The sequence below is a fragment of the Enterobacter wuhouensis genome (assembly GCF_004331265.1).
GTDB lineage: Bacteria > Pseudomonadota > Gammaproteobacteria > Enterobacterales > Enterobacteriaceae > Enterobacter > Enterobacter wuhouensis.
On the sequence record NZ_SJOO01000001.1, the window covers coordinates 125,675 to 146,072 of the forward strand.

Sequence of the window (20,398 nt, forward strand, 5' to 3'; positions counted from 1 at the left end):
AGTCAATGATGTCCTCTGTTACTACATCCGGAGCGCCGAAGTCGGCTTTCAGCTTTGGCCGCATCTGGGACCAGTACGGTATGCTGGTGGTCTTTGCCGCGCTGTTTCTTGCCTGCGCGATCTTTGTGCCTAACTTCGCCACCTTTATCAACATGAAAGGGCTGGGGCTGGCGATCTCCATGTCCGGCATGGTTGCCTGCGGCATGTTGTTCTGCCTGGCCTCCGGTGACTTTGACCTGTCGGTGGCGTCCGTCATTGCCTGTGCGGGCGTTACCACGGCGGTGGTGATAAACATGACCGAAAGCCTGTGGATCGGCGTTTTTGCCGGCCTGCTGCTTGGGGTGCTCAGCGGCCTGGTGAACGGGTTTGTGATTGCGCGTCTTAAAATTAACGCCCTGATCACCACCCTTGCCACCATGCAGATTGTGCGCGGCCTGGCCTACATCATCTCTGATGGTAAAGCGGTCGGCATCGAAGATGAGCGCTTCTTCACCCTGGGCTACGCTAACTGGCTGGGGCTGCCTGCACCTATCTGGCTGACGGTGGCGTGCCTGATCCTTTTCGGCTTCCTGCTCAATCGCACCACGTTTGGCCGTAATACGCTGGCGATTGGCGGTAATGAAGAAGCGGCACGTCTGGCGGGTGTTCCGGTGGTACGCACCAAGATCATCATCTTCGTGCTCTCCGGGCTGGTCTCCGCAGCAGCAGGGATTATTCTGGCGTCGCGTATGACCAGCGGTCAGCCGATGACCTCCATCGGCTATGAGCTGATTGTTATCTCAGCCTGCGTTTTAGGGGGTGTTTCCCTCAAGGGCGGCATCGGAAAAATCTCATATGTGGTGGCCGGGATACTGATTTTGGGGACCGTGGAGAACGCCATGAACCTGCTGAATATTTCGCCTTTCTCGCAGTACGTGGTGCGTGGTCTGATCCTGCTGGCAGCCGTGATTTTCGACCGTTACAAGCAAAAAGCGAAGCGCACCGTTTAACGTTCACCCTGCTTTTATTATGCTCAACTAATAACCTTAGTTGACCCTACGACCGCCTCGCCAGTTTTGCTGGCGGGGCGGTTGTCAAATGGCGAGCACCGTCACACTGTCTATACTTACATAGCTGTTAAATCACTGTAAGGAGGAAAAGGGTGGCTGACTTGTTAACCGCACCGCCTGTATTGCCCGGAAAATATGCTTACTTTTTTGACCTCGACGGAACGCTCGCCGGGATCCAACCGCATCCTGACGACGTGATTGTGCCGGATACGGTATTAGAGCATTTGCAACAGCTCTCACGGCTAAACGAGGGCGCATTGGCATTGATTTCAGGGCGCTCAATGGCCGAGCTGGACGTACTGGCCAGTCCTTACCACTTTCCGCTGGCGGGAGTACACGGAGCGGAGCGCCGCGATATCCATGATCAACTGCACGTTGTTTCACTCCCCGACGCGTTAATCCAGACGCTGCAGCGGCAGCTCGCCTCGGCGCTGGAAGCGCTGCCCGGTACCGAGCTGGAGTCGAAAGGCATGGCCTTTGCCCTGCACTATCGCCAGGCGCCCCATCATGAAGCGGCGATCTTTGCCATTGCCCGAAACGTGGCCGAGGCCCATCCACGACTCGCCCTGCAGCCGGGGAAATGCGTCGTTGAGATAAAACCTGAAGGGATTAATAAAGGCGCAGCTATTGCGGCGTTCATGGCTGAAACGCCATTCAAAGGGCGGACGCCCGTATTTTTTGGGGATGACCTGACCGACGAGGCCGGGTTTGCCGTGGTAAATAAGGCCGGCGGAATGTCTGTCAAAGTCGGCCCTGGAGAAACGATTGCCAACTGGCGGCTGGAAGGCGTGGCCAGCGTTTGGCAGTGGATTACTGACGTCGCTAACCAGCAACAACAACAAATAGCGCAACACAACGGGAGAAATCATTATGGGTCGCTTAGTCGTCGTCTCTAACCGCATTGCACCGCCGGATGACAAAAAAGCCAGCGCAGGTGGCCTGGCGGTAGGGGTATTAGGTGCCTTAAAAGCCGCTGGCGGGCTCTGGTTTGGCTGGAGCGGGGAAATCAGCAACGAAGACGCGCCGCTGTCTAAAGTGTCGCGCGGCAATATTACGTGGGCCTCTTTCGCCCTGAACGAGCAGGACTACAACGAGTATTACTCCGAGTTCTCCAACGCCGTGCTGTGGCCAGCCTTCCATTACCGCCTGGACCTGGTGAAATTCCAGCGTGAATCGTATGAAGGCTATTCGCGCGTCAACGCGCTGCTGGCGGATAAACTGCTGCCGTTAATCGAGGAAGACGATATTTTATGGATCCACGATTACCACCTGCTGCCGTTCGCCAGAGAGCTGCGTAAGAGAGGGGTAAACAATCGGATCGGCTTCTTCCTGCATATTCCTTTCCCGACGCCGGAAATTTTCAACGCGCTGCCGCCGCATGAAGAGCTGCTGGAAGCGCTGTGCGATTATGACTTACTGGGCTTCCAGACTGAAAACGATCGTCAGGCTTTCCTCGAGTCGGTGTCAGGCAAAACGCGACTGATCAGCAAAGGCAGTAAAGCGCACACCGCGTGGGGCAAGGCTTTCCACACCGAGGTCTATCCTATTGGGATTGAACCGGAAGAGATTGCCGAACAGGCCTCCGGGCCGCTGCCGCCCAAGCTGGCGCAGCTGAAGAATGAACTCAAGCACGTAAAAAACATCTTCTCCGTTGAGCGCCTGGATTACTCCAAGGGGCTACCGGAGCGATTCCTGGCCTACGAAACGCTGCTGGATAAATACCCGGAGCATCACGGCAAAATTCGCTACACGCAGATTGCCCCCACGTCGCGCGGTGAAGTCCAGGCGTATCAGGACATTCGCCACCAGCTGGAGACGGAAGCCGGTCGAATTAACGGTCGCTATGGTCAGCTCGGCTGGACGCCGCTCTTTTATCTCAATCAGCATTTTGAACGTAAGATCCTGATGAAGGTCTTTCGCTATGCGGACGTGGGCCTGGTCACGCCGCTGCGCGACGGGATGAATCTGGTCGCCAAGGAGTATGTGGCCGCGCAGGACCCTGCCGATCCCGGCGTGCTGGTGCTGTCGCAGTTTGCGGGTGCGGCAAATGAATTAACCTCAGCGCTCATCGTCAACCCGTACGATCGCGATGACGTTGCCAATGCGCTTAACCGTGCGCTGACGATGCCTCTGACCGAGCGTATTTCCCGCCATGCGGAGATGATGGAAACGATCCGCGACAACGACATCGACCGCTGGCAGGCGCGCTTCATTCGCGATTTACGTCAAATCACGGCGAAAAGTGATGAGGGCGATCTGCAAAAAAAGATCGCGACATTTCCTAAATTAGCCTGATATTACTCTGGGGGTATTAATTACCCCCAAGAGGTACTAACAGCACGTCCACCAGGCTTGAGGCGACAATCGATTTTGCTGAACAGGCTGCGCGCGAAAAAAAGCTCTGGTTATGATTCCCGCATATTACCAAATCAATATTCTCTTTACGGCAGATGCTAAGAATATGGTCGTTTAATTCCCCCGTAGCAATGATGGTCCGATAAACAGGGTATTCCGCCCTGTCGGCCAGCTCCCGCAGAAACTGCTGCGTTTCTTCCTGCAAAACATCGCGAATATCTTCCAGCATCGGGGCGGCCAGCTGATTGTACATCTCGGGTTCTGCCGCCAGGGTGATCAGGCTAATGCGGGCGTTGTGCGGTCTGGCAATGGACACCGCGCGCGCCACGAGCTGATGGCTTTCCGGTGAAACAGCAACAGAAACAAGAAGATGGGAGTAACTCATCACGTGCTCCTTGGTTATCTGAAAACAGGTCTTTAGCGAGCTTTACCGCGATTCTACGCCTTCTGCAAGAGGGGAATACGACATAAGTGTGAACCTTATCATAATTATTCATTAATTATTCTTATAGGAAGAATAACGGCAAAAACTTCCTAAATGAAAAAAATTAACAACTTAACGTAAATCACACAATTTCACTTCTGTACTCTTTGATCGTTTTAACCAGTTATAAACACATCTTGAATGATCACGCTCTGAAATGATTTTTATCCGCTTTTGTCATAACTTCATGTTTTTAATAGGTAATGAAATTGTAACCTGAAGATTCACTTGATGTAAGAAAGTGCTATCAACAGGTTGAAGATGAAAACCGGCGGATCCCCGGCGTCAGTTCATGCTTCTGCATGAGTATTCGTCCATTAAGAATATAAAATAGTCCCGAATGGTCAAAATGTAACCAAATTACAAGTCACACTGATGGATTTATGGGGATTATTCGCCTAAATTATGTGACGTGGATCACATTTTTTTTAAATTTGAGGGGGGTTGCATTGTATGTGTCAAAACTGACGAGTAGAGTTTGCGTCGAATTAGGAAAAATCTTAGTTATTTGTAAGAAATGATAAAACGTGTAAGAAACGCACCTGCGTTTCATAGTTGCGCGTTTTGCTGAATACAAACCTAAATTCAACTATGCATTTGGCCTTTTCTTTTTTATACCGGGTGATTTCCCGGCGACATCACGGGGTGCGGTCTTTCCGCATAAAAATAATAGTTGGTTATTCGGGATGGGAAAAATGCATACTTCCGAGTTGCTAAAACATATTTATGACATCAATTTGTCATATTTACTTCTCGCGCAACGTTTGATTAGTCAGGACAAACCGTCCGCGATGTTTCGTCTGGGTATAAGCGAAGAGATGGCAACCATGCTGGGTGGGTTAACCCTTCCTCAAATGGTTAAACTGGCCGAAACGAACCAGCTGGTTTGTCAGTTCCGCTTTGACGATTCGCAAACTATCACGCGTCTTACGCAGGAATCTCGCGTTGACGATCTCCAGCAGATCCACACCGGCATCCTGCTCTCCACCCGCTTGCTCAGCGAAATCAGCCAGCCTGATGACGTCGCCCGTAAGAAAAGGGCATAAACATGAGTGAAAAAAGCATTGTTCAGGAAGCGCGTGACATACAGCTGGCAATGGAACTGATTACGCTGGGTGCTCGTTTACAAATGTTGGAAAGCGAGACTCAGCTTAGCCGCGGTCGTCTCATCAAGCTGTATAAAGAGTTGCGCGGCAGCCCGCCTCCAAAAGGGATGCTGCCATTTTCAACCGACTGGTTCATGACCTGGGAACAGAATATTCACGCGTCGATGTTCTGTAACGCCTGGCAGTACCTGCTGAAAACAGGCTTGTGCAGCGGCGTCGATGCCGTGATTAAAGCCTATAAACTTTACCTTGAACAATGCCCACAGCAGGAAGATGGCCCCCTGCTGGCGCTGACCCGCGCATGGACGCTGGTGCGTTTTGTTGAGAGCGGAATGCTTCAACTGTCACGCTGCAACAGCTGTGACGGCAATTTTATTACGCATGCTCATCAGCCTGCTGGCAGCTTCGCCTGTAGTTTATGCCAGCCTCCATCCCGCGCCGTAAAAAGACGTAAACTTTCCCGGGATGCTGCCGATATTATTCCACAACTGCTGGATGAACAGATCGAACACGCTGTTTAACCCGAACCTGTGGGCAAGATTCCAGCAGCGGTAAGCGATTACCGCTGCTTTTTTTTACCCCGCGTTCAGGTTACGCGCTCGAAATGAACGTCCTGCCATAGTCACTAGCGGAAGGATGATGTCGTGCTTATCTTATTAGGTTACCTGGTAGTTCTCGGTACAGTTTTCGGCGGTTACATGATGACCGGCGGGCACCTTGGAGCACTCTATCAACCGGCTGAACTTATTATCATCGGCGGCGCAGGGGTAGGGGCTTTTATCGTTGGCAACAACGGCAAATCGATCAAGGGCACGCTGAAAGCGATTCCGCTGCTGTTTCGTCGCTCGAAATACACCAAAAGCATGTATATGGATCTGCTGGCGCTGCTCTATCGCCTGATGGCGAAGTCGCGCCAGCAGGGGATGTTCTCCCTTGAACGCGATATTGAAAACCCGAAAGAGAGCGAAATTTTTGCCAGCTACCCGCGCATTCTGGCTGACGCAATGATGCTCGATTTCATCGTGGATTACCTGCGCCTCATCATCAGCGGCAACATGAACACCTTCGAAATCGAAGCGCTGATGGACGAGGAGATCGAAACCCACGAAAGCGAATCTGAAGTGCCGGCCAACAGCCTCGCGCTGGTGGGCGACTCGCTGCCTGCTTTTGGTATCGTTGCGGCGGTAATGGGGGTAGTTCACGCCCTGGCCTCGGCGGACCGTCCGGCGGCGGAGCTGGGCGCGCTGATTGCGCACGCGATGGTCGGTACCTTCCTCGGCATTTTGCTGGCGTACGGATTTATCTCTCCGCTGGCAAGCGTTCTGCGCCAGAAGAGCGCCGAAACCACCAAGATGATGCAGTGCGTGAAGATCACGCTGCTCTCGAACCTTAACGGTTATGCTCCGCCGATCGCCGTGGAGTTCGGTCGTAAAACGCTCTATTCCAGCGAGCGTCCGTCGTTTATCGAGCTTGAAGAGCACGTGCGTGCGGTGAAAAACCCAAACCAACAGACGACAACTGAGGACGCATGAAAAACCAGTCCCATCCGATCGTCATTGTAAAAAAGCGCAAGCACAAGGGGCACGGGCACGGTTCGCACGGCTCCTGGAAAATTGCCTACGCCGATTTTATGACCGCAATGATGGCGTTCTTTCTGGTGATGTGGCTTATCTCTATCTCCAGCCCGAAAGAGCTTATTCAGATTGCCGAATATTTCCGGACTCCGCTGGCGACGGCGGTGTCGGGTGGACCCCGCATTTCTAACAGCGACAGCCCGATCCCCGGCGGCGGCGATGATTACACCCAGCAGAAGGGTGAGGTGAAGAAAGAGCCAAACATCGACGAGCTCAAAAAGCGGATGGAGCAGGCGCGTCTGAAAAAGCTGCGCGGCGATCTGGATCAGCTGATAGAAGCCGATCCAAAACTGCGCGCGCTGCGCCCGCACCTGAAGATCGATCTGGTGCAGGAAGGCCTGCGCATTCAGATTATTGATAGCCAGAACCGCCCGATGTTCAAAACCGGGAGCGCGGAAGTGGAGCCCTACATGCGCGACATTTTACGCGCCATCGCCCCGGTGCTGAACGGTATTCCAAACCGCGTCAGCCTGTCAGGACACACGGATGATTTCCCGTATGCCAGCGGCGAGAAGGGATACAGCAACTGGGAGCTTTCTGCCGATCGTGCCAACGCCTCGCGTCGCGAGCTGGTGGCGGGTGGGCTTGATGATGGCAAGGTACTGCGCGTGGTCGGCATGGCAGCAACCATGCGCCTCACCGACCGCGGGCCGGATGACGCCATCAACCGTCGTATCAGTCTTTTAGTGCTGAACCAGCAGGCGGAGCAGGCCATCCTGCATGAAAACGCCGAAAGTCAGAATGAGTCACTGGACGATTTAAAACAGCCTGGGGCCGTTCCTTCGGCTGCCGTTCCAACATCGCCACCAGCCAATCCGAGGTGACAGCGTGAGCATGGATATTAGCGATTTTTACCAGACATTCTTTGATGAAGCCGACGAACTGTTGGCGGATATGGAGCAACACCTGCTGGACCTGGTGCCTGAAGCACCGGATTCGGAGCAGCTTAACGCCATCTTCCGTGCGGCGCACTCGATTAAAGGCGGCGCCGGAACCTTTGGGTTTACCATTTTGCAGGAAACCACGCACCTGATGGAAAACCTGCTTGATGAAGCACGACGCGGTGAGATGCAGCTCAATACCGACATTATTAACCTGTTTTTGGAAACGAAAGATATTATGCAGGAACAGCTCGACGCCTATAAAAGCTCGGCAGAGCCTGATGCCGCCAGCTTCGAATACATCTGCAACGCGCTGCGCCAGCTCGCGCTGGAAGCCAAAGGTGAAGTCGCCGTCGCCGCAGCGCCTGCGGCAAAGCTGAGCGTTGTCGATGCGGTTGCCGCCCAGGACGCTGCGCCTGCGCAGCCTGCCAAACTGCGCGTGGTACTGTCTCGTCTGAAAGAGGGTGAAGTTAACCTGCTGGAAGAGGAGCTGGGCAATCTGGCGACATTAAGCAACGTGGTAAAAGGCCAAGACAGCCTGGCCGCGACGCTCGATGACGGTATCAGCCAGGACGATATCGTGGCGGTGCTGTGCTTTGTGATCGAAGCTGACCAAATCGCTTTTGAAACCGAAACGGCGTCCGCTGAGGTTCCTGCTGAAGCGGAAGAAGTCGCCGTTGCGGTTGTTCCCGCCGCCCCAGCGCTGAAAGCCGTACCAAAAGAATCGGCCGCGCCAGCCCGTGGTGAAAAACCTGCCGCACGCTCCAGCGAATCCACCAGCATCCGCGTGGCGGTTGAGAAGGTGGATCAGCTGATTAACCTTGTCGGTGAGCTTGTCATCACCCAGTCAATGCTCGCACAGCGTTCTAACGAACTGGACCCGGTAACCCACGGCGATCTCATCACCAGCATGGGTCAGTTACAACGTAACGCCCGCGATCTGCAGGAATCGGTGATGTCCATCCGCATGATGCCGATGGAATATGTCTTCAGCCGCTTCCCGCGCCTGGTGCGCGATCTCGCCGGCAAGCTGAATAAGCAGATCGAGCTGACGCTGATGGGCAGCTCTACCGAACTGGATAAAAGCCTGATTGAACGCATCATCGATCCGTTAACGCACCTGGTGCGTAACAGCCTCGATCACGGCATCGAGCTGCCTGAAAACCGCGTGGCGGCAGGAAAATCCCCGGTTGGAAACCTGATTCTGTCGGCGGAACACCAGGGCGGAAACATCTGTATTGAAGTGACCGACGACGGTGCGGGCCTTAACCGCGAGCGTATCCTGGCGAAGGCGATTTCGCAGGGCATGGCGGTTAACGAAAACATGACCGACGAAGAAGTGGGCATGCTGATCTTTGCGCCGGGCTTCTCCACCGCCGAGCAGGTAACGGACGTTTCCGGACGCGGCGTGGGCATGGACGTGGTGAAACGTAACATCCAGGAGATGGGCGGCCACGTTGAGATCCAGTCTAAACAGGGTTCAGGCACGACCATTCGCATCCTGCTACCGCTGACGCTGGCGATCCTGGACGGCATGTCCGTGAAGGTAGCTGATGAGGTCTTCATTCTGCCGCTGAACGCGGTAATGGAATCGCTGCAGCCGCGCGAGGAAGATCTGCATCCGCTGGCCGGCGGCGAGCGCGTGCTGGAAGTGCGTGGCGAGTATCTGCCGCTGGTAGAGCTGTGGAAAGTCTTTGAAGTCGACGGTGCGAAAACCGAAGCGACGCAGGGCATCGTGGTGATCCTGCAGAGCGCCGGTCGTCGCTATGCGCTGCTGGTCGACCAGCTCATTGGTCAGCACCAGGTGGTGGTGAAGAACCTCGAAAGCAACTACCGCAAAGTGCCGGGTATTTCTGCCGCCACCATTCTGGGTGACGGTAGCGTTGCGCTGATTGTCGATGTCTCAGCGCTTCAGGGATTAAATCGTGAACAACGTGTGGCGTACACAGCCGCCTGATTAAGTAGAAGGTAAAAACATGACCGGTATGAGTAATGTAACGAAACTGGCGGGCGAGCCATCAGGACAGGAATTCCTGGTATTCACTTTGGGCGATGAGGAGTACGGCATCGATATCCTGAAAGTGCAGGAAATTCGTGGCTACGATCAGGTGACCCGCATCGCGAACACGCCCGCGTTTATCAAAGGCGTGACCAACCTGCGCGGCGTGATTGTGCCTATCGTTGACCTGCGCGTGAAGTTCAGCCAGGGCGACGTGGAGTATAACGATAACACCGTGGTGATCGTGCTGAATCTGGGTCAGCGCGTGGTGGGTATTGTGGTTGACGGCGTATCCGACGTGCTGTCGCTGACCTCCGACCAAATCCGTCCTGCGCCAGAGTTTGCGGTCACGCTGTCGACCGAATACCTGACCGGTCTGGGCGCGCTGGGCGAGCGTATGCTGATTCTGGTGAACATCGAGAAGCTGCTGAACAGCGACGAGATGGCGCTGCTGGATATCGCTGCGAATCATGTAGCGTAGGTAAATGCAAAACGGCAACCAGGTTGCCGTTTTTTGTGTTTGCTCCCTCTCCCCGTGGGAGAGGGCTGGGGTGAGGGCATCAGGCCTCACCTTTTTTTACATCCTTATGCTTCCTGATTTACCAGCGCTGCTTCCGCTTCACGCGCCCCTTCATTCTGCGAGAGCATCGCCGTCGCAATACCGTTCCCCAGCACGTTAATCGCGGAACGGCCCATATCCAGGAAGTGATCGATCCCCATCAGCAGCAGAATACCGGCCACCGGAATGTTAAAGCTCGGAATAGTTGCCGCCAGCACCACCAGCGACGAGCGCGGTACGCCCGCAATCCCTTTTGACGCCAGCATCAGCGTCAGCATCAGCACCGTCACTTCGGAGAAGCTGAGGTGAATGTTGTATGCCTGGGCGATAAACATGGAGGCGAAAGAGCAGTACACCATCGAACCGACCAGGTTAAATGAATAACCAATCGGCAGGACGAAAGAGGCAATACTGCGTGAGCAGCCGAAGCGCTCCAGCTGCTCCAGCGTTTTAGGGTAGGCCGCTTCAGAGCTGCTGGTCGTAAAGGCGACCAGCACCGGATCTTTCAGCATGCTGACCAGGCGAAACACCTCTTTCTTCAGCACCATATATCCCACCGCCAGCAGCACCATACAGGTGAGGACAATCGCGACATAGTAGCCGCCAATGAAGGATGCGTAGTTCAGCAGGATGCCCAGACCCTGCGTTGCGATAACCGATGAAATGGCGGCGAAAATCGCCAATGGCGCCACGTACATCACGTATCCGGTGACTTTCAGCATGATATGGGACACGACGTCCAGCGCGGCCACCAGCGGGGCGTTGAACTTCTGCCCCAGCGACGCGCCGCCGATGCCGAAGAACATCGAGAACACCACGATCTGCAGAATTTCGTTGTTCGACATCGCCCCGGCAATACTGGTTGGAATAGTGTGGGACAGGAAAGCCTTCAGCGTCATTCCGCCGACGGCCAGGCCGGTATCCACCGCCTCCGTGGGGATCGTCAGGTTAAGGCCGCTGCCCGGCTGCTCCAGGGTGACAATGAACAGCCCCACCAGAATAGAGAGCACGGATGAGCTAATAAACCAGACCATCGCCTTGCCGCCTACGCGACCGATGGTGGACGTTTCGCCCATTTTCATAATGCCGACCGTGAGCGTGCTAAAGACCAATGGCGCTATCACCATTTTGATCAGCCGCAGGAAAATATCGGTGAGCAGCGTAATGTTATCTGACCAGGCTGTGATGGCGTCCGGTGAGGCATACTCGTGAATCGCCGCCCCTGAAAGAATACCCGCCAGCATGAATATCACGATGAAGAGTGTGAGTTTGTTTGCACTTGCCACGAAAAAAGACCCTCTCTGCGCTTAAGGTTTCACCCGCGCGATACATATCAATTTTTTATTATGTCGCGGGAAATATTCGGCACATAAATTGACGGAAAGCGAGGGGGGATACAACTCCTTTTTAATTTTTATTAATTTTGTTGAATGTGCCGTGACGATATATTGTGATGTCGATCACAGTATTGTGGATATATCCTCACCCTGGCGCGCGTTTATTCCACCGAAAACAGGTTAAATTCCTGTTTATTAAGCGATATTGCTGTCAATAAGGCAAACGTCGTGTGTCTTTTGGTAAGGGTGGTTGAAGCGGTATCCATAAACTAAATTCGAAGTAACCCCCTCTGAGGATTGTTTAGCGGGGCTAACATATTGAGCGTTATCAATAAAATATGGCAAGCGAAAGGAAACATCTTCTGGAGGGGGGTCAATGAAAAGAAAACGCCTTTTGATTTGTGCTGGTACCCTGGTGATAGCGACTGCATCTTATCAGACGCTGGCGGTAACCAGCAGCGGCACCATCGGTGCGACGCTGACGTTAACGAACGGCTGCCTGATCAACGGATCGCCAACGCAAAACGGGATTAACTTCGGGACGCTGGATTTCGGCACGCATCCTGCAACCTTTTCCACGCTGACAACTCAGCTGACCGGCGCGAGCGGAGGGAACACGTTCACCATTCAGTGTACCACTGCCAGCTATACGGTCGCGATCACCGGCAATACTAACTCCACCGCACCGGGCACGGTTGTCGGGACGCCCGGCACGCCAGCGCGCTACCTGATTAACACCGCCAACGCGGCTCAGGGCGTGGCGTACAGCCTCTACAGCGACAGCGGGTTCAACAACATCATTGCCAACAACGCGGCGCTGCCGGTCGCTTCGACGGCGGGAGGGGTGAATAGCTACACCCTTTTCGGACGCATTACCGGGGGCGGTAACAGCGTCACGGTCGTTCCGGGAACCTACACCGACACCATTAACGTCAGCGTAACTTACTAGCTCCAGCCATGAGGGCATTTTTATGTCTGCGCGAAAGCGCAGAGGGATTCGTGCAGCCTTTTTTTGCGCTGATGGTCGGGCTGATGCTAGTCCCTGAGGCCGGGGCGGTTACGTCACAGTCATTTAAGGTCAGCGCGACCATCGTGCCGGGCTGCTCGGTAACGACCGGAACCGGCGGGCTGTTTGGCACGCTGGATTTTGGCACCCATACCGGAGTCGAAAGCGCGCCCGTCAGCACCAGCTTTGTCCCCAACGGGGCGTTGTCCATCGCCTGCACGCCGGGCGTAGCGCTGAGTATGAGCATCAACGGAGGCCAAAATTACGCGTCGGTTCGACGGATGATCCGTTCCGGCGGAGCAGACGCGGTGGGGTATCGGCTCTACAGCAGCAGCTCGTTGGCCGCAAACAGCGAAATCGGGGTTAATCAGGCGATACCCATCACCTATACCAACAGTAACAACATTGCGCTGCCGCTTTTTGGCGTGGCGCTGCTGACGGGGTTCAGCCCGGCAGGTGCGTATTCAGATCAACTCACCGTGACCTTGTCATGGTGAAAAAGGGAGAGCATCGATGAAGCCATTATTCAGGCGCATTTGCCTGGCGAGTATGTTGGGGGTCGCAGCCGGTCAGGCGCACGCGGCGGCGACCATTCTGTTATGGCCCATCGATCCGTGGCTCTCGGCAGAGACCAAAGCCACGGAGTTGTGGATTCAGAATCAAGGGAACAGCGCGACGACCATGCAGGTGCGTATCGTGCGCTGGAGGCAGGATGGGGGATACGAGCGCTACTCGGCGCAGCAGGACGTCGTCGCCAGCCCGCCGATCGTAACCATTGGCAAAGGCAGCAAGCAGCTGATCCGCCTGATTAAACAGGGCACGGTGCCGATGGGCGTTGAGCAAGCCTACCGCATCATCGTGGATGAAATTCCCCAGCCCGATGCCAAAGCCGATCCGGCTATCGGCCTCAAGCTGCAGATGCGCTACTCCATCCCGCTCTTTGTCTACGGGCAAGGCATTCCGACCATAAAAGAGGGCGCACATCACGCGCTCGTTGATACTAAAAACCTGAGCTGGCGCGTTGCGCAGGAGGGCGGGCAGCCCGTGCTGGAGGTTCGCAATCAGGGCGATGTTCACGTCAGGCTCAGCCAGGTGGCGCTCGAACAGGGGGGGCAAAAGCGCACGATTGCGGAGGGGCTGCTGGGGTACGTTCTGCCGCACAGCGCGCGCAGCTGGCCTCTGCCGGCCGGCGTGCGTCAGCCAAACCAGATGAGCGCACAGATTAATGCCAGGGATACGCAATGGCAGTCGACGCCCGTCAACTGAAACCCGCGATGATGATCCTGCTCTGCGTCAGTACCAGCACCTGGGCCGAGCCCGGCGATGACAGCTTGCCGCCGCCGCCGCAGGCTCAGGCCATAAACGGCGAGGCGGTGTTTCAGCTTGCGCTGGTGCTGAACCACTATGACACCGGGCTGGTCGTCCCCGTGACGCAGCGCGATGGCGCGTACTTTATTTCCAGTGCGGATCTGCTGCGCGCCGGGCTTCCGCCCGAGCATGTGCCAACGGGGGACGTCAATTTGTCCACGCTGTCACAGGTGCGCGTGGAATACGACAGCGCCGCACAGCGTCTGATGTTGACCGTGCCCCGCGACTGGGTCTCTTCCCGCGTCACCCCTTTCAGCGGGCAAACGGCCCAAAGCAAACCCCACTACGGCAGAGGGGCGCTGCTTAATTACGATCTCTATACCAACCACACCGAACATATCGGCGGTCAGGCCGCGCTCTGGCATGAGTTTCGCTATTTCAACGAGAACGGTTCGTTCTCGTCCACCGGCTATGCGCGGGAAAATTTCGCCGGAAGCAACGGCCAGCAGGAGGGCTACGTGCGCTACGACACGACCCTGCTGGTGACCAACGAAGAGGATGCCACCACCTGGACCGCCGGGGACGTCATTAGCGATGCCCTGAGCTGGACCTCAAGCGTGCGTATGGGCGGGATCAGCTACGGACGCGATTTCTCGTTGCGCCCGGACCTGGTCACCTGGCCGCTGCCGGAGTTCTCGGGCGAAGCCGCCGTGCCAACCTCTGTCGATCTCTTTATCAACGGCTACCGTTCCGGCTCGACCCAGCTGCAGCCGGGGCCGTTTACGTTGACCAACCTGCCGTACATCAACGGCGCCGGGGACGCGGTGCTGGTCACCACCGACGCCCTGGGGCGGCAGGTGAGCACCACGCTGCCGTTTTACGTCACCAGCGATTTGCTGAAGGAGGGGCTGAGCGACGGGGCGGTAACGCTGGGGAGCCTGCGCCGCAATTACGGTATCAAGAATTTCGACTATGGTCCGGCTGCGGGCAGCGGATCGTACCGCTATGGCCTAACGGACTGGCTGACGCTGGAAGGCCACGCCGAGGGCGCGGAGGAGCTGGCCCTCGGCGGCGCGGGAACGGTCGTCAAGCTGGGGCGCTTTGGCGTCGTGAACTCCTCGTACAGCCACAGCCGAATGCGCGGTGACGACGGCGGACAAATCAACTGGGGATACCAGTACAGCACCAGTGAATTCAGCGTGGCGACACAGCATACCCGGCGCTCGCGGGATTTTGGCAACCTGGCCCTGTATGACCAGCCGACGGTTTACGATGAAAACGACAGGCCCATTGCCAGCTTCAGCCGCAATACGGACCAGTATTCCCTGACCTTTAACCTCGGGCAGTACGGTAACATCGGCGCGGCCTGGATTGGCGTGGAAAGTTTTGACAGCCAGAAAACCGAGCTGCTTAACCTGTCCTGGAGCCGCAACCTGTGGGGCTCCAGCAGTATTTACCTCGCGGCCAGCCGCGACCAGCAGCGCGGCGACTGGACGATGGCGCTCTCTCTGCAGGTGCCGCTGGGGGAACGCGACAGCGCCGCCGTGACCTTTGAAAATACGCCGGATTCCGGGAGCACCCAGCGCATCAACTATAACCACTCGATGCCGTCCGACGGCGGCCTGAGCTGGAACATGGCGTGGGCCAATCAGTCGCAGCGGAGCAACTACCAGCAGGGCACGCTCGGCTGGCGCAACAGCAACATTGAGCTGCAGGGCGGCGGCTACGGCGAGCGGGACATGATGACCTGGTGGGGCGAGGCGATGGGCTCCATCGTGCTGATGGACGGCGAACTGTTTGCGGCGAACAAAATCAACGATGCCTTTGTGGTGATCAGCACCGACGGCCATCCGGACGTGCCCGTCAGCTATGAAAACCAGCCGGTCGGCAAAACCAACAACAACGGCTATCTGCTGGTGAGCGGCGTGTCGGCCTATTATCCGGCGAGCTACAGCATTGATACCCTGAATTTGCCTGCCGATACCCGGTTAAAAGAGACCGAGCGCCGGGTGGCGATCCGCCGCCACAGTGGCTATCTGGTTGATTTCCCCATGGAGCAGGAGCGGGTAGCCAGCGTGATCCTCCACGACGCGCAGGGGCACGCCATCCCGGTGGGAAGCCAGGTGAGACGCGCCTCGCGCAGCGCTGCGGTAGTGGGGTATGACGGCATCGCGTGGCTGGAAAATCTCAGCGACGTAAATGCGCTGGAGGTGACGACGCCAGCCGGGAAGCGCTGCAGGGTTACGCTGACCGTTGGCGCAAACCCGGAGCATAAGCTGCAAACCTTTGGCCCGCTGATTTGCCGGGAGGGCACGTGAAGCGCCTGCTGCTGGCCGTGCTGCTGCTGTTTTCTGGCGGCAGCTGGGCGGCCTGTACCGTCAGCACGGCGAATGCCTCCTTTGGCAGCGTGACGTCTTTTGCCCTCAGCGGCGCGGGGGAGGTCGAAACCACCGGCACGCTGATTGTCGCCTGTGACGCGATTTTGAACCTGCTCACCAGCGATTCGGTCACGCTTAACTTTATTTCGGCGACGGTTTCCGCCAACAGTCGGGCGACCATGAAGCGTACCGACAACGCGACCATTACCGACGCGATCCCCACCCGCCTGTGCGGGCAGTCCGGCTGCGCTGGCAGTAGCGAAGTGCAGACCACCAAAACCTATACCTGGGGCGGCAGCACGCTGTTAAATCTGATTGGCGGCAAACAGTATAATATTCCGCTCTATTTCCGCACCGTTCCAGGCCAGAACGTAACGGCGGGGCCGTATCAGGTCACGCTCAACTTCAGTATTACCTACAGCGTCTGTTCTGTGGGGGTACTCAACCTGTGCCTCTCGGGGCAACAAACCGGCACCTCCAACACCAGCATTACGGTGAACATGAACGTCACCAACGACTGCAGCACCATGACCACGCCGGACGTGAACTTTAACAGCGCGCCGCTGGTGCAAAATTTCCCCACCGTTTCGCAAGCTATCGCCGTCACCTGCACCAAAGGCAGCGCCTACACCATAGGAATAAACAATGGTGCCAATGCGCTAAACAACGTTCGCCGTATGGTCAGCGGCAGTAACTTTATGAGTTACGAAATCTATAAAGAAGCAAGCGGCAATCGCTGGGGCGGCAGCGGTACGGAGCGCTGGGCCAGCTCGGCCTCCTCGCAGCTGAGCGCCGACGGCTTATTGCGTACCTATAACTACACCGCCAAAGTCCTCACCAGCCAGGCCACGCCGCCTGCCGGAACCTATACCGACACGCTGATCGTCGACGTCGCGTTTTAACCCCGCGCTTTTCCCTTTCGCAAATGTAAAGTTCCTGTGGCCTGTGCCGATAACACCGTTAATAAATCTATGAGAAGGTGTTGTATGTTGAACCGTATCCGCGTTGTCACAATGCTCATGATGGTGCTGGTCATTTTCGCACTTCTTCAGCTTATTTCCGGTGGCCTCTTTTTCTCGTCGTTAAAACAGAACCAGGACAGCTTCGCGGCTTCGAACGACCTTCGCGTGCAGCAGAGTGAACTGACCACAACATGGGATCTGATGCTGCAAACGCGCATCAACCTGAGCCGTTCATCCGCCCGCATGATGATGGACCCGAACAATCAGCAGAGCAGCGCGAAAACGGACCTGTTGAAGAACGCCCGCGCCACCCTGGCTGACGCGGCAAAACATTACGATGCCTTCAAAAAGATTGCCCCCCAGCCCGCGATGGAGCAGGCGAGCGCCAGCATCGATGAAAAATACAACGCCTACTTTGCCGGCCTGACGGAGCTTATTCAGTTCCTTGAAGGCGGCAATATGGATGCCTATTTCGCACAGCCAACGCAGGGGATGCAAAATGCCCTCGGCGCGGCGCTGGGCGAATACGCCAGGGCCAGCAGCGATTTGTACCACTCGGCCTTTACGGAAAGCCAGAATGACTACCGCTTTGCCAAATGGCAGATGGCGATCCTCGCGCTGGCGCTGGTTATCGTGCTGATGGCCGTCTGGTACGGCATTCGCCATATCCTTCTTAACCCGCTTGGGCGCGTCATTGCGCACATCCGCGATATTGCCTCTGGGGATCTGACCAAAACCCTGACCGTGTCGGGGCGTAATGAGATCACCGAACTGGCAAACAGCGTTGACCATATGCAGAGTTCGCTGATGGATACCGTCGCCAACGTGCGAAACGGCTCGGATGCCATCTATACCGGCACCAGCGAAATCGCGATGGGTAACAACGATCTCTCTTCCCGTACCGAGCAGCAGGCTTCGGCGCTGGAAGAAACCGCCGCCAGCATGGAAGAGCTGACCGCCACCGTGAAGCAAAACGCCGATAACGCCCGCCAGGCGTCGCAGCTGGCGGAAAGCGCCTCCGAAACGGCGCAGCGCGGCGGGCGCGTGGTGGACGGCGTGGTCAAAACCATGCACGACATTGCCGACAGCTCGAAGAAGATCGCCGACATCATCAGCGTCATCGACGGTATCGCCTTCCAGACCAACATCCTGGCGCTGAACGCTGCGGTAGAAGCGGCGCGTGCCGGCGAGCAGGGGCGTGGATTCGCCGTGGTGGCCGGGGAAGTGCGCAACCTCGCCAGCCGCAGCGCCAACGCGGCGAAAGAGATTAAAGCGCTCATTGAAGACTCCGTTTCACGCGTGGATACCGGCTCGGTGCTGGTGGAAAGTGCGGGTGAAACCATGAATGACATCGTGAATGCCGTGACGCGCGTGACGGACATCATGGGTGAAATCGCTTCTGCATCGGATGAGCAGAGTCGTGGTATCGACCAGGTCGCCCTGGCGGTATCGGAAATGGATCGTGTGACGCAGCAAAACGCCGCGCTGGTGCAGGAGTCCGCCGCGGCGGCCGCTGCGCTGGAGGACCAGGCGAGCCGTCTGAAGATGGCCGTCTCGGCGTTTCGTCTTACTTCCAAACCTACAAATACGGTCAGCTCGCGTGCCTCGTACGCTGAGACAACCGCCGCGCCAGGGGCATCACGCACGCGCGCAGCGGTGACCGGACAGGATGAAAACTGGGAAACATTTTGACTGACATTTAAACCGCGGCTGCTTGCCGCTTATTGGGAGCGTGGATGTTAAATCGTATTCGTATCTCGACCACACTGTTTTTGATTCTGATCCTTTGTGGTGTGTTGCAGGTTGGCAGTAACGGGTTGTCTTTTTGGGCGTTTCGCGATGGCTATCAGAATTTGCAGGAAGTTGAGGCGAGTAATCAACAGCGCTCCGCACTGGCACAAACCCGTGCCGTGCTGTTGCAGGCAAGCACCGCGCTGAACAAAGCAGGAACGCTGACCGCGCTGAGCTATCCGCCGGATGATATCAAAGCGTTAATGGCGGTGGCGCGCAGCAGCCTGAAGCAGGCCGACGCGCAGTTCAAAGCCTTTATCTCGCAGGACGCGGTGAGTGAGAAAGGGAAGGCGCTGAAGACGGCCATGAAGAAGAATTTTGACGGGTGGTACAGCGATCTGGATCACCAGGCCACCTGGCTTGAGAACAACCAGCTTTCTGACTTCCTGACCGCGCCGGTACAAGATTCTCAGGCGGCGTTCGATGGCAGCTTTAACGCCTGGCAGCAGGATATCAACCAGTTCGTTGAACGCGCCGGGGCGGACAGCCGCACCAGCTACCACATGTCCGGGCTGATTTTTGCCACGGTGGTGATCCTGGCCGCGCTGCTTACCGGCGGCGCGCTGCTCTGGGCACGCAGGATGATTGTGCAACCGCTGGCGATTATCAGCAGCCACTTCGACAGCATTGCGAAGGGCAACCTGGCGCGCCCGGTGGCGGTATACGGGAAGAACGAAATTTCGGCGATTTTTGCCAGCCTGAAGGCGATGCAGGGATCGCTGCGGGAAACGGTGAGCGACGTGCGGCAGGGCAGCTACGCCATGCACACCGGGATCTCGGAGATTGCGGCAGGCAATAACGATCTGTCGTCCCGCACCGAGCAGCAGGCGGCGTCGCTGGCGCAGACGGCGGCCAGCATGGAACAGCTAACGGCCACGGTAAGCCAGAACGCCGACAACGCGCGTCAGGCGTCGGACCTGTCAAAGCAGGCCGCGTTGACGGCGAAGAAAGGCGGCGATCAGGCGTCGCACGTTGCCAGCACAATGCAGGACATTGCCGCCAGCTCGCAGAAAATTGGCGACATCATCAGCGTGATTGACGGCATTGCGTTCCAGACCAACATCCTGGCGCTCAACGCCGCCGTTGAAGCGGCGCGGGCAGGTGAACAGGGGCGCGGATTTGCCGTCGTCGCGGGTGAAGTGCGCAACCTGGCAAGCCGCAGCGCCAACGCGGCGAAGGAGATTAAAGGGCTGATCGAAGAGTCGGTCTCGCGAGTACAGCAGGGATCGGCCCTGGTCGATACGGCAGCGAAAACCATGACCGAGATCGTCACCTCCGTCACCCGCGTTAACGACATCATGGGTGAAATCGCCTCGGCGTCGGATGAGCAGCGCCGTGGGATTGAGCAGGTCGCCCAGGCGGTTAGCCAGATGGATCAGGTCACCCAACAGAACGCCTCGTTAGTGGAAGAGGCAGCAGCGGCCACCGATCAGCTGGCAAACCAGGCCGACCACCTCACCGGGCTGGTGGCGGTGTTTAACGTAAAAGAGCAGGTTGAAGCAGTAGCAGAAGTCGGGCGGTCGCAGGCCGTGCCAGTTGTATCCTGAAT

At 56.7% G+C, this 20,398-nt stretch carries 18 protein-coding genes; 16 read left to right on the plus strand and 2 right to left on the minus strand.

Going from position 1 to position 20,398, the window contains the following annotated elements:
• Positions 1-8: 8 nt before the first annotated feature.
• The 3 genes from araH to otsA all read left to right on the plus strand — a co-directional run bounded on the left by araH (position 9) and on the right by otsA (position 3,344).
• Positions 9-989, plus strand: coding sequence for an arabinose ABC transporter permease AraH (gene araH / locus E0L20_RS00765; RefSeq protein ID WP_131632226.1), 981 nt, complete (start codon positions 9-11; stop codon positions 987-989).
• Positions 990-1,141: 152 nt separating this feature from the next.
• Positions 1,142-1,945: a trehalose-phosphatase gene (gene otsB, locus E0L20_RS00770; protein WP_131632227.1), complete on the plus strand. Its 804-nt coding sequence runs from the start codon at positions 1,142-1,144 to the stop codon at positions 1,943-1,945.
• Positions 1,920-3,344, plus strand: coding sequence for an alpha,alpha-trehalose-phosphate synthase (otsA, locus tag E0L20_RS00775; protein WP_131632228.1), 1,425 nt, complete (start codon positions 1,920-1,922; stop codon positions 3,342-3,344). Before otsB ends, otsA begins: the two co-directional genes overlap by 26 nt.
• A gap of 16 nt (positions 3,345-3,360) precedes the next feature.
• Here otsA and uspC read toward each other — a convergent pair whose 3' ends face one another.
• On the minus strand, positions 3,361-3,789 hold the full coding sequence (gene uspC, locus E0L20_RS00780) for a universal stress protein UspC (RefSeq protein WP_131632229.1): 429 nt from the start codon (positions 3,787-3,789) through the stop codon (positions 3,361-3,363).
• 794 nt (positions 3,790-4,583) lie between these two features.
• Between uspC and flhD the strand changes: the two genes are divergently transcribed.
• The 6 genes from flhD to cheW all read left to right on the plus strand — a co-directional run bounded on the left by flhD (position 4,584) and on the right by cheW (position 9,989).
• Positions 4,584-4,934, plus strand: a complete 351-nt coding sequence (gene flhD / locus E0L20_RS00785; protein WP_207389431.1) for a flagellar transcriptional regulator FlhD — start codon at positions 4,584-4,586, stop codon at positions 4,932-4,934.
• Positions 4,935-4,936: 2 nt separating this feature from the next.
• Positions 4,937-5,515 (plus strand): flagellar transcriptional regulator FlhC, encoded by a 579-nt coding sequence (flhC, locus tag E0L20_RS00790; protein WP_131632231.1) that lies wholly within the window; start codon positions 4,937-4,939, stop codon positions 5,513-5,515.
• Positions 5,516-5,638: 123 nt separating this feature from the next.
• Positions 5,639-6,526 carry a flagellar motor stator protein MotA gene (motA, locus tag E0L20_RS00795; RefSeq protein ID WP_008500417.1) on the plus strand — a complete coding sequence of 296 codons (888 nt, stop codon included), beginning with the start codon at positions 5,639-5,641 and terminating at the stop codon, positions 6,524-6,526.
• Complete coding sequence (gene motB, locus E0L20_RS00800) at positions 6,523-7,452, plus strand: flagellar motor protein MotB (protein ID WP_131632232.1); 930 nt, start codon at positions 6,523-6,525, stop codon at positions 7,450-7,452. Before motA ends, motB begins: the two co-directional genes overlap by 4 nt.
• A gap of 4 nt (positions 7,453-7,456) precedes the next feature.
• Complete coding sequence (cheA, locus tag E0L20_RS00805) at positions 7,457-9,466, plus strand: chemotaxis protein CheA (protein WP_131632233.1); 2,010 nt, start codon at positions 7,457-7,459, stop codon at positions 9,464-9,466.
• A gap of 19 nt (positions 9,467-9,485) precedes the next feature.
• Complete coding sequence (cheW, locus tag E0L20_RS00810; protein ID WP_131632234.1) at positions 9,486-9,989, plus strand: chemotaxis protein CheW; 504 nt, start codon at positions 9,486-9,488, stop codon at positions 9,987-9,989.
• 104 nt (positions 9,990-10,093) lie between these two features.
• Here the strand turns inward: cheW and E0L20_RS00815 are convergent, their stop codons facing one another.
• Positions 10,094-11,353 carry a dicarboxylate/amino acid:cation symporter gene (locus E0L20_RS00815; protein WP_131632235.1) on the minus strand — a complete coding sequence of 420 codons (1,260 nt, stop codon included), beginning with the start codon at positions 11,351-11,353 and terminating at the stop codon, positions 10,094-10,096.
• A gap of 427 nt (positions 11,354-11,780) precedes the next feature.
• On the opposite strand from E0L20_RS00815, the gene E0L20_RS00820 reads away from it, so the two are divergent.
• From E0L20_RS00820 to tap, 7 genes are all read left to right on the plus strand, one after another.
• Entirely contained in the window at positions 11,781-12,353 is a 573-nt protein-coding gene (locus E0L20_RS00820) for a Csu type fimbrial protein (protein WP_131632236.1), read from the plus strand.
• Positions 12,354-12,424: 71 nt separating this feature from the next.
• A complete protein-coding gene (locus E0L20_RS00825; RefSeq protein ID WP_427854500.1) occupies positions 12,425-12,907 on the plus strand; it encodes a Csu type fimbrial protein in 483 nt (160 codons plus the stop codon).
• A gap of 16 nt (positions 12,908-12,923) precedes the next feature.
• On the plus strand, positions 12,924-13,676 hold the full coding sequence (locus E0L20_RS00830) for a fimbrial biogenesis chaperone (RefSeq protein ID WP_131632238.1): 753 nt from the start codon (positions 12,924-12,926) through the stop codon (positions 13,674-13,676).
• Positions 13,652-16,036, plus strand: coding sequence for a fimbria/pilus outer membrane usher protein (locus E0L20_RS00835; protein ID WP_131632239.1), 2,385 nt, complete (start codon positions 13,652-13,654; stop codon positions 16,034-16,036). Before E0L20_RS00830 ends, E0L20_RS00835 begins: the two co-directional genes overlap by 25 nt.
• The gene (locus tag E0L20_RS00840) at positions 16,033-16,998 is read left to right on the plus strand and encodes a Csu type fimbrial protein (RefSeq protein ID WP_131632240.1); all 966 of its coding nucleotides are present in this window, start codon (positions 16,033-16,035) and stop codon (positions 16,996-16,998) included. Before E0L20_RS00835 ends, E0L20_RS00840 begins: the two co-directional genes overlap by 4 nt.
• 84 nt (positions 16,999-17,082) lie before the next feature.
• Positions 17,083-18,750 carry a methyl-accepting chemotaxis protein II gene (gene tar / locus E0L20_RS00845; RefSeq protein WP_131632241.1) on the plus strand — a complete coding sequence of 556 codons (1,668 nt, stop codon included), beginning with the start codon at positions 17,083-17,085 and terminating at the stop codon, positions 18,748-18,750.
• Positions 18,751-18,794: 44 nt separating this feature from the next.
• Complete coding sequence (gene tap, locus E0L20_RS00850; RefSeq protein WP_131632242.1) at positions 18,795-20,396, plus strand: methyl-accepting chemotaxis protein IV; 1,602 nt, start codon at positions 18,795-18,797, stop codon at positions 20,394-20,396.
• Positions 20,397-20,398 lie beyond the last annotated feature (2 nt).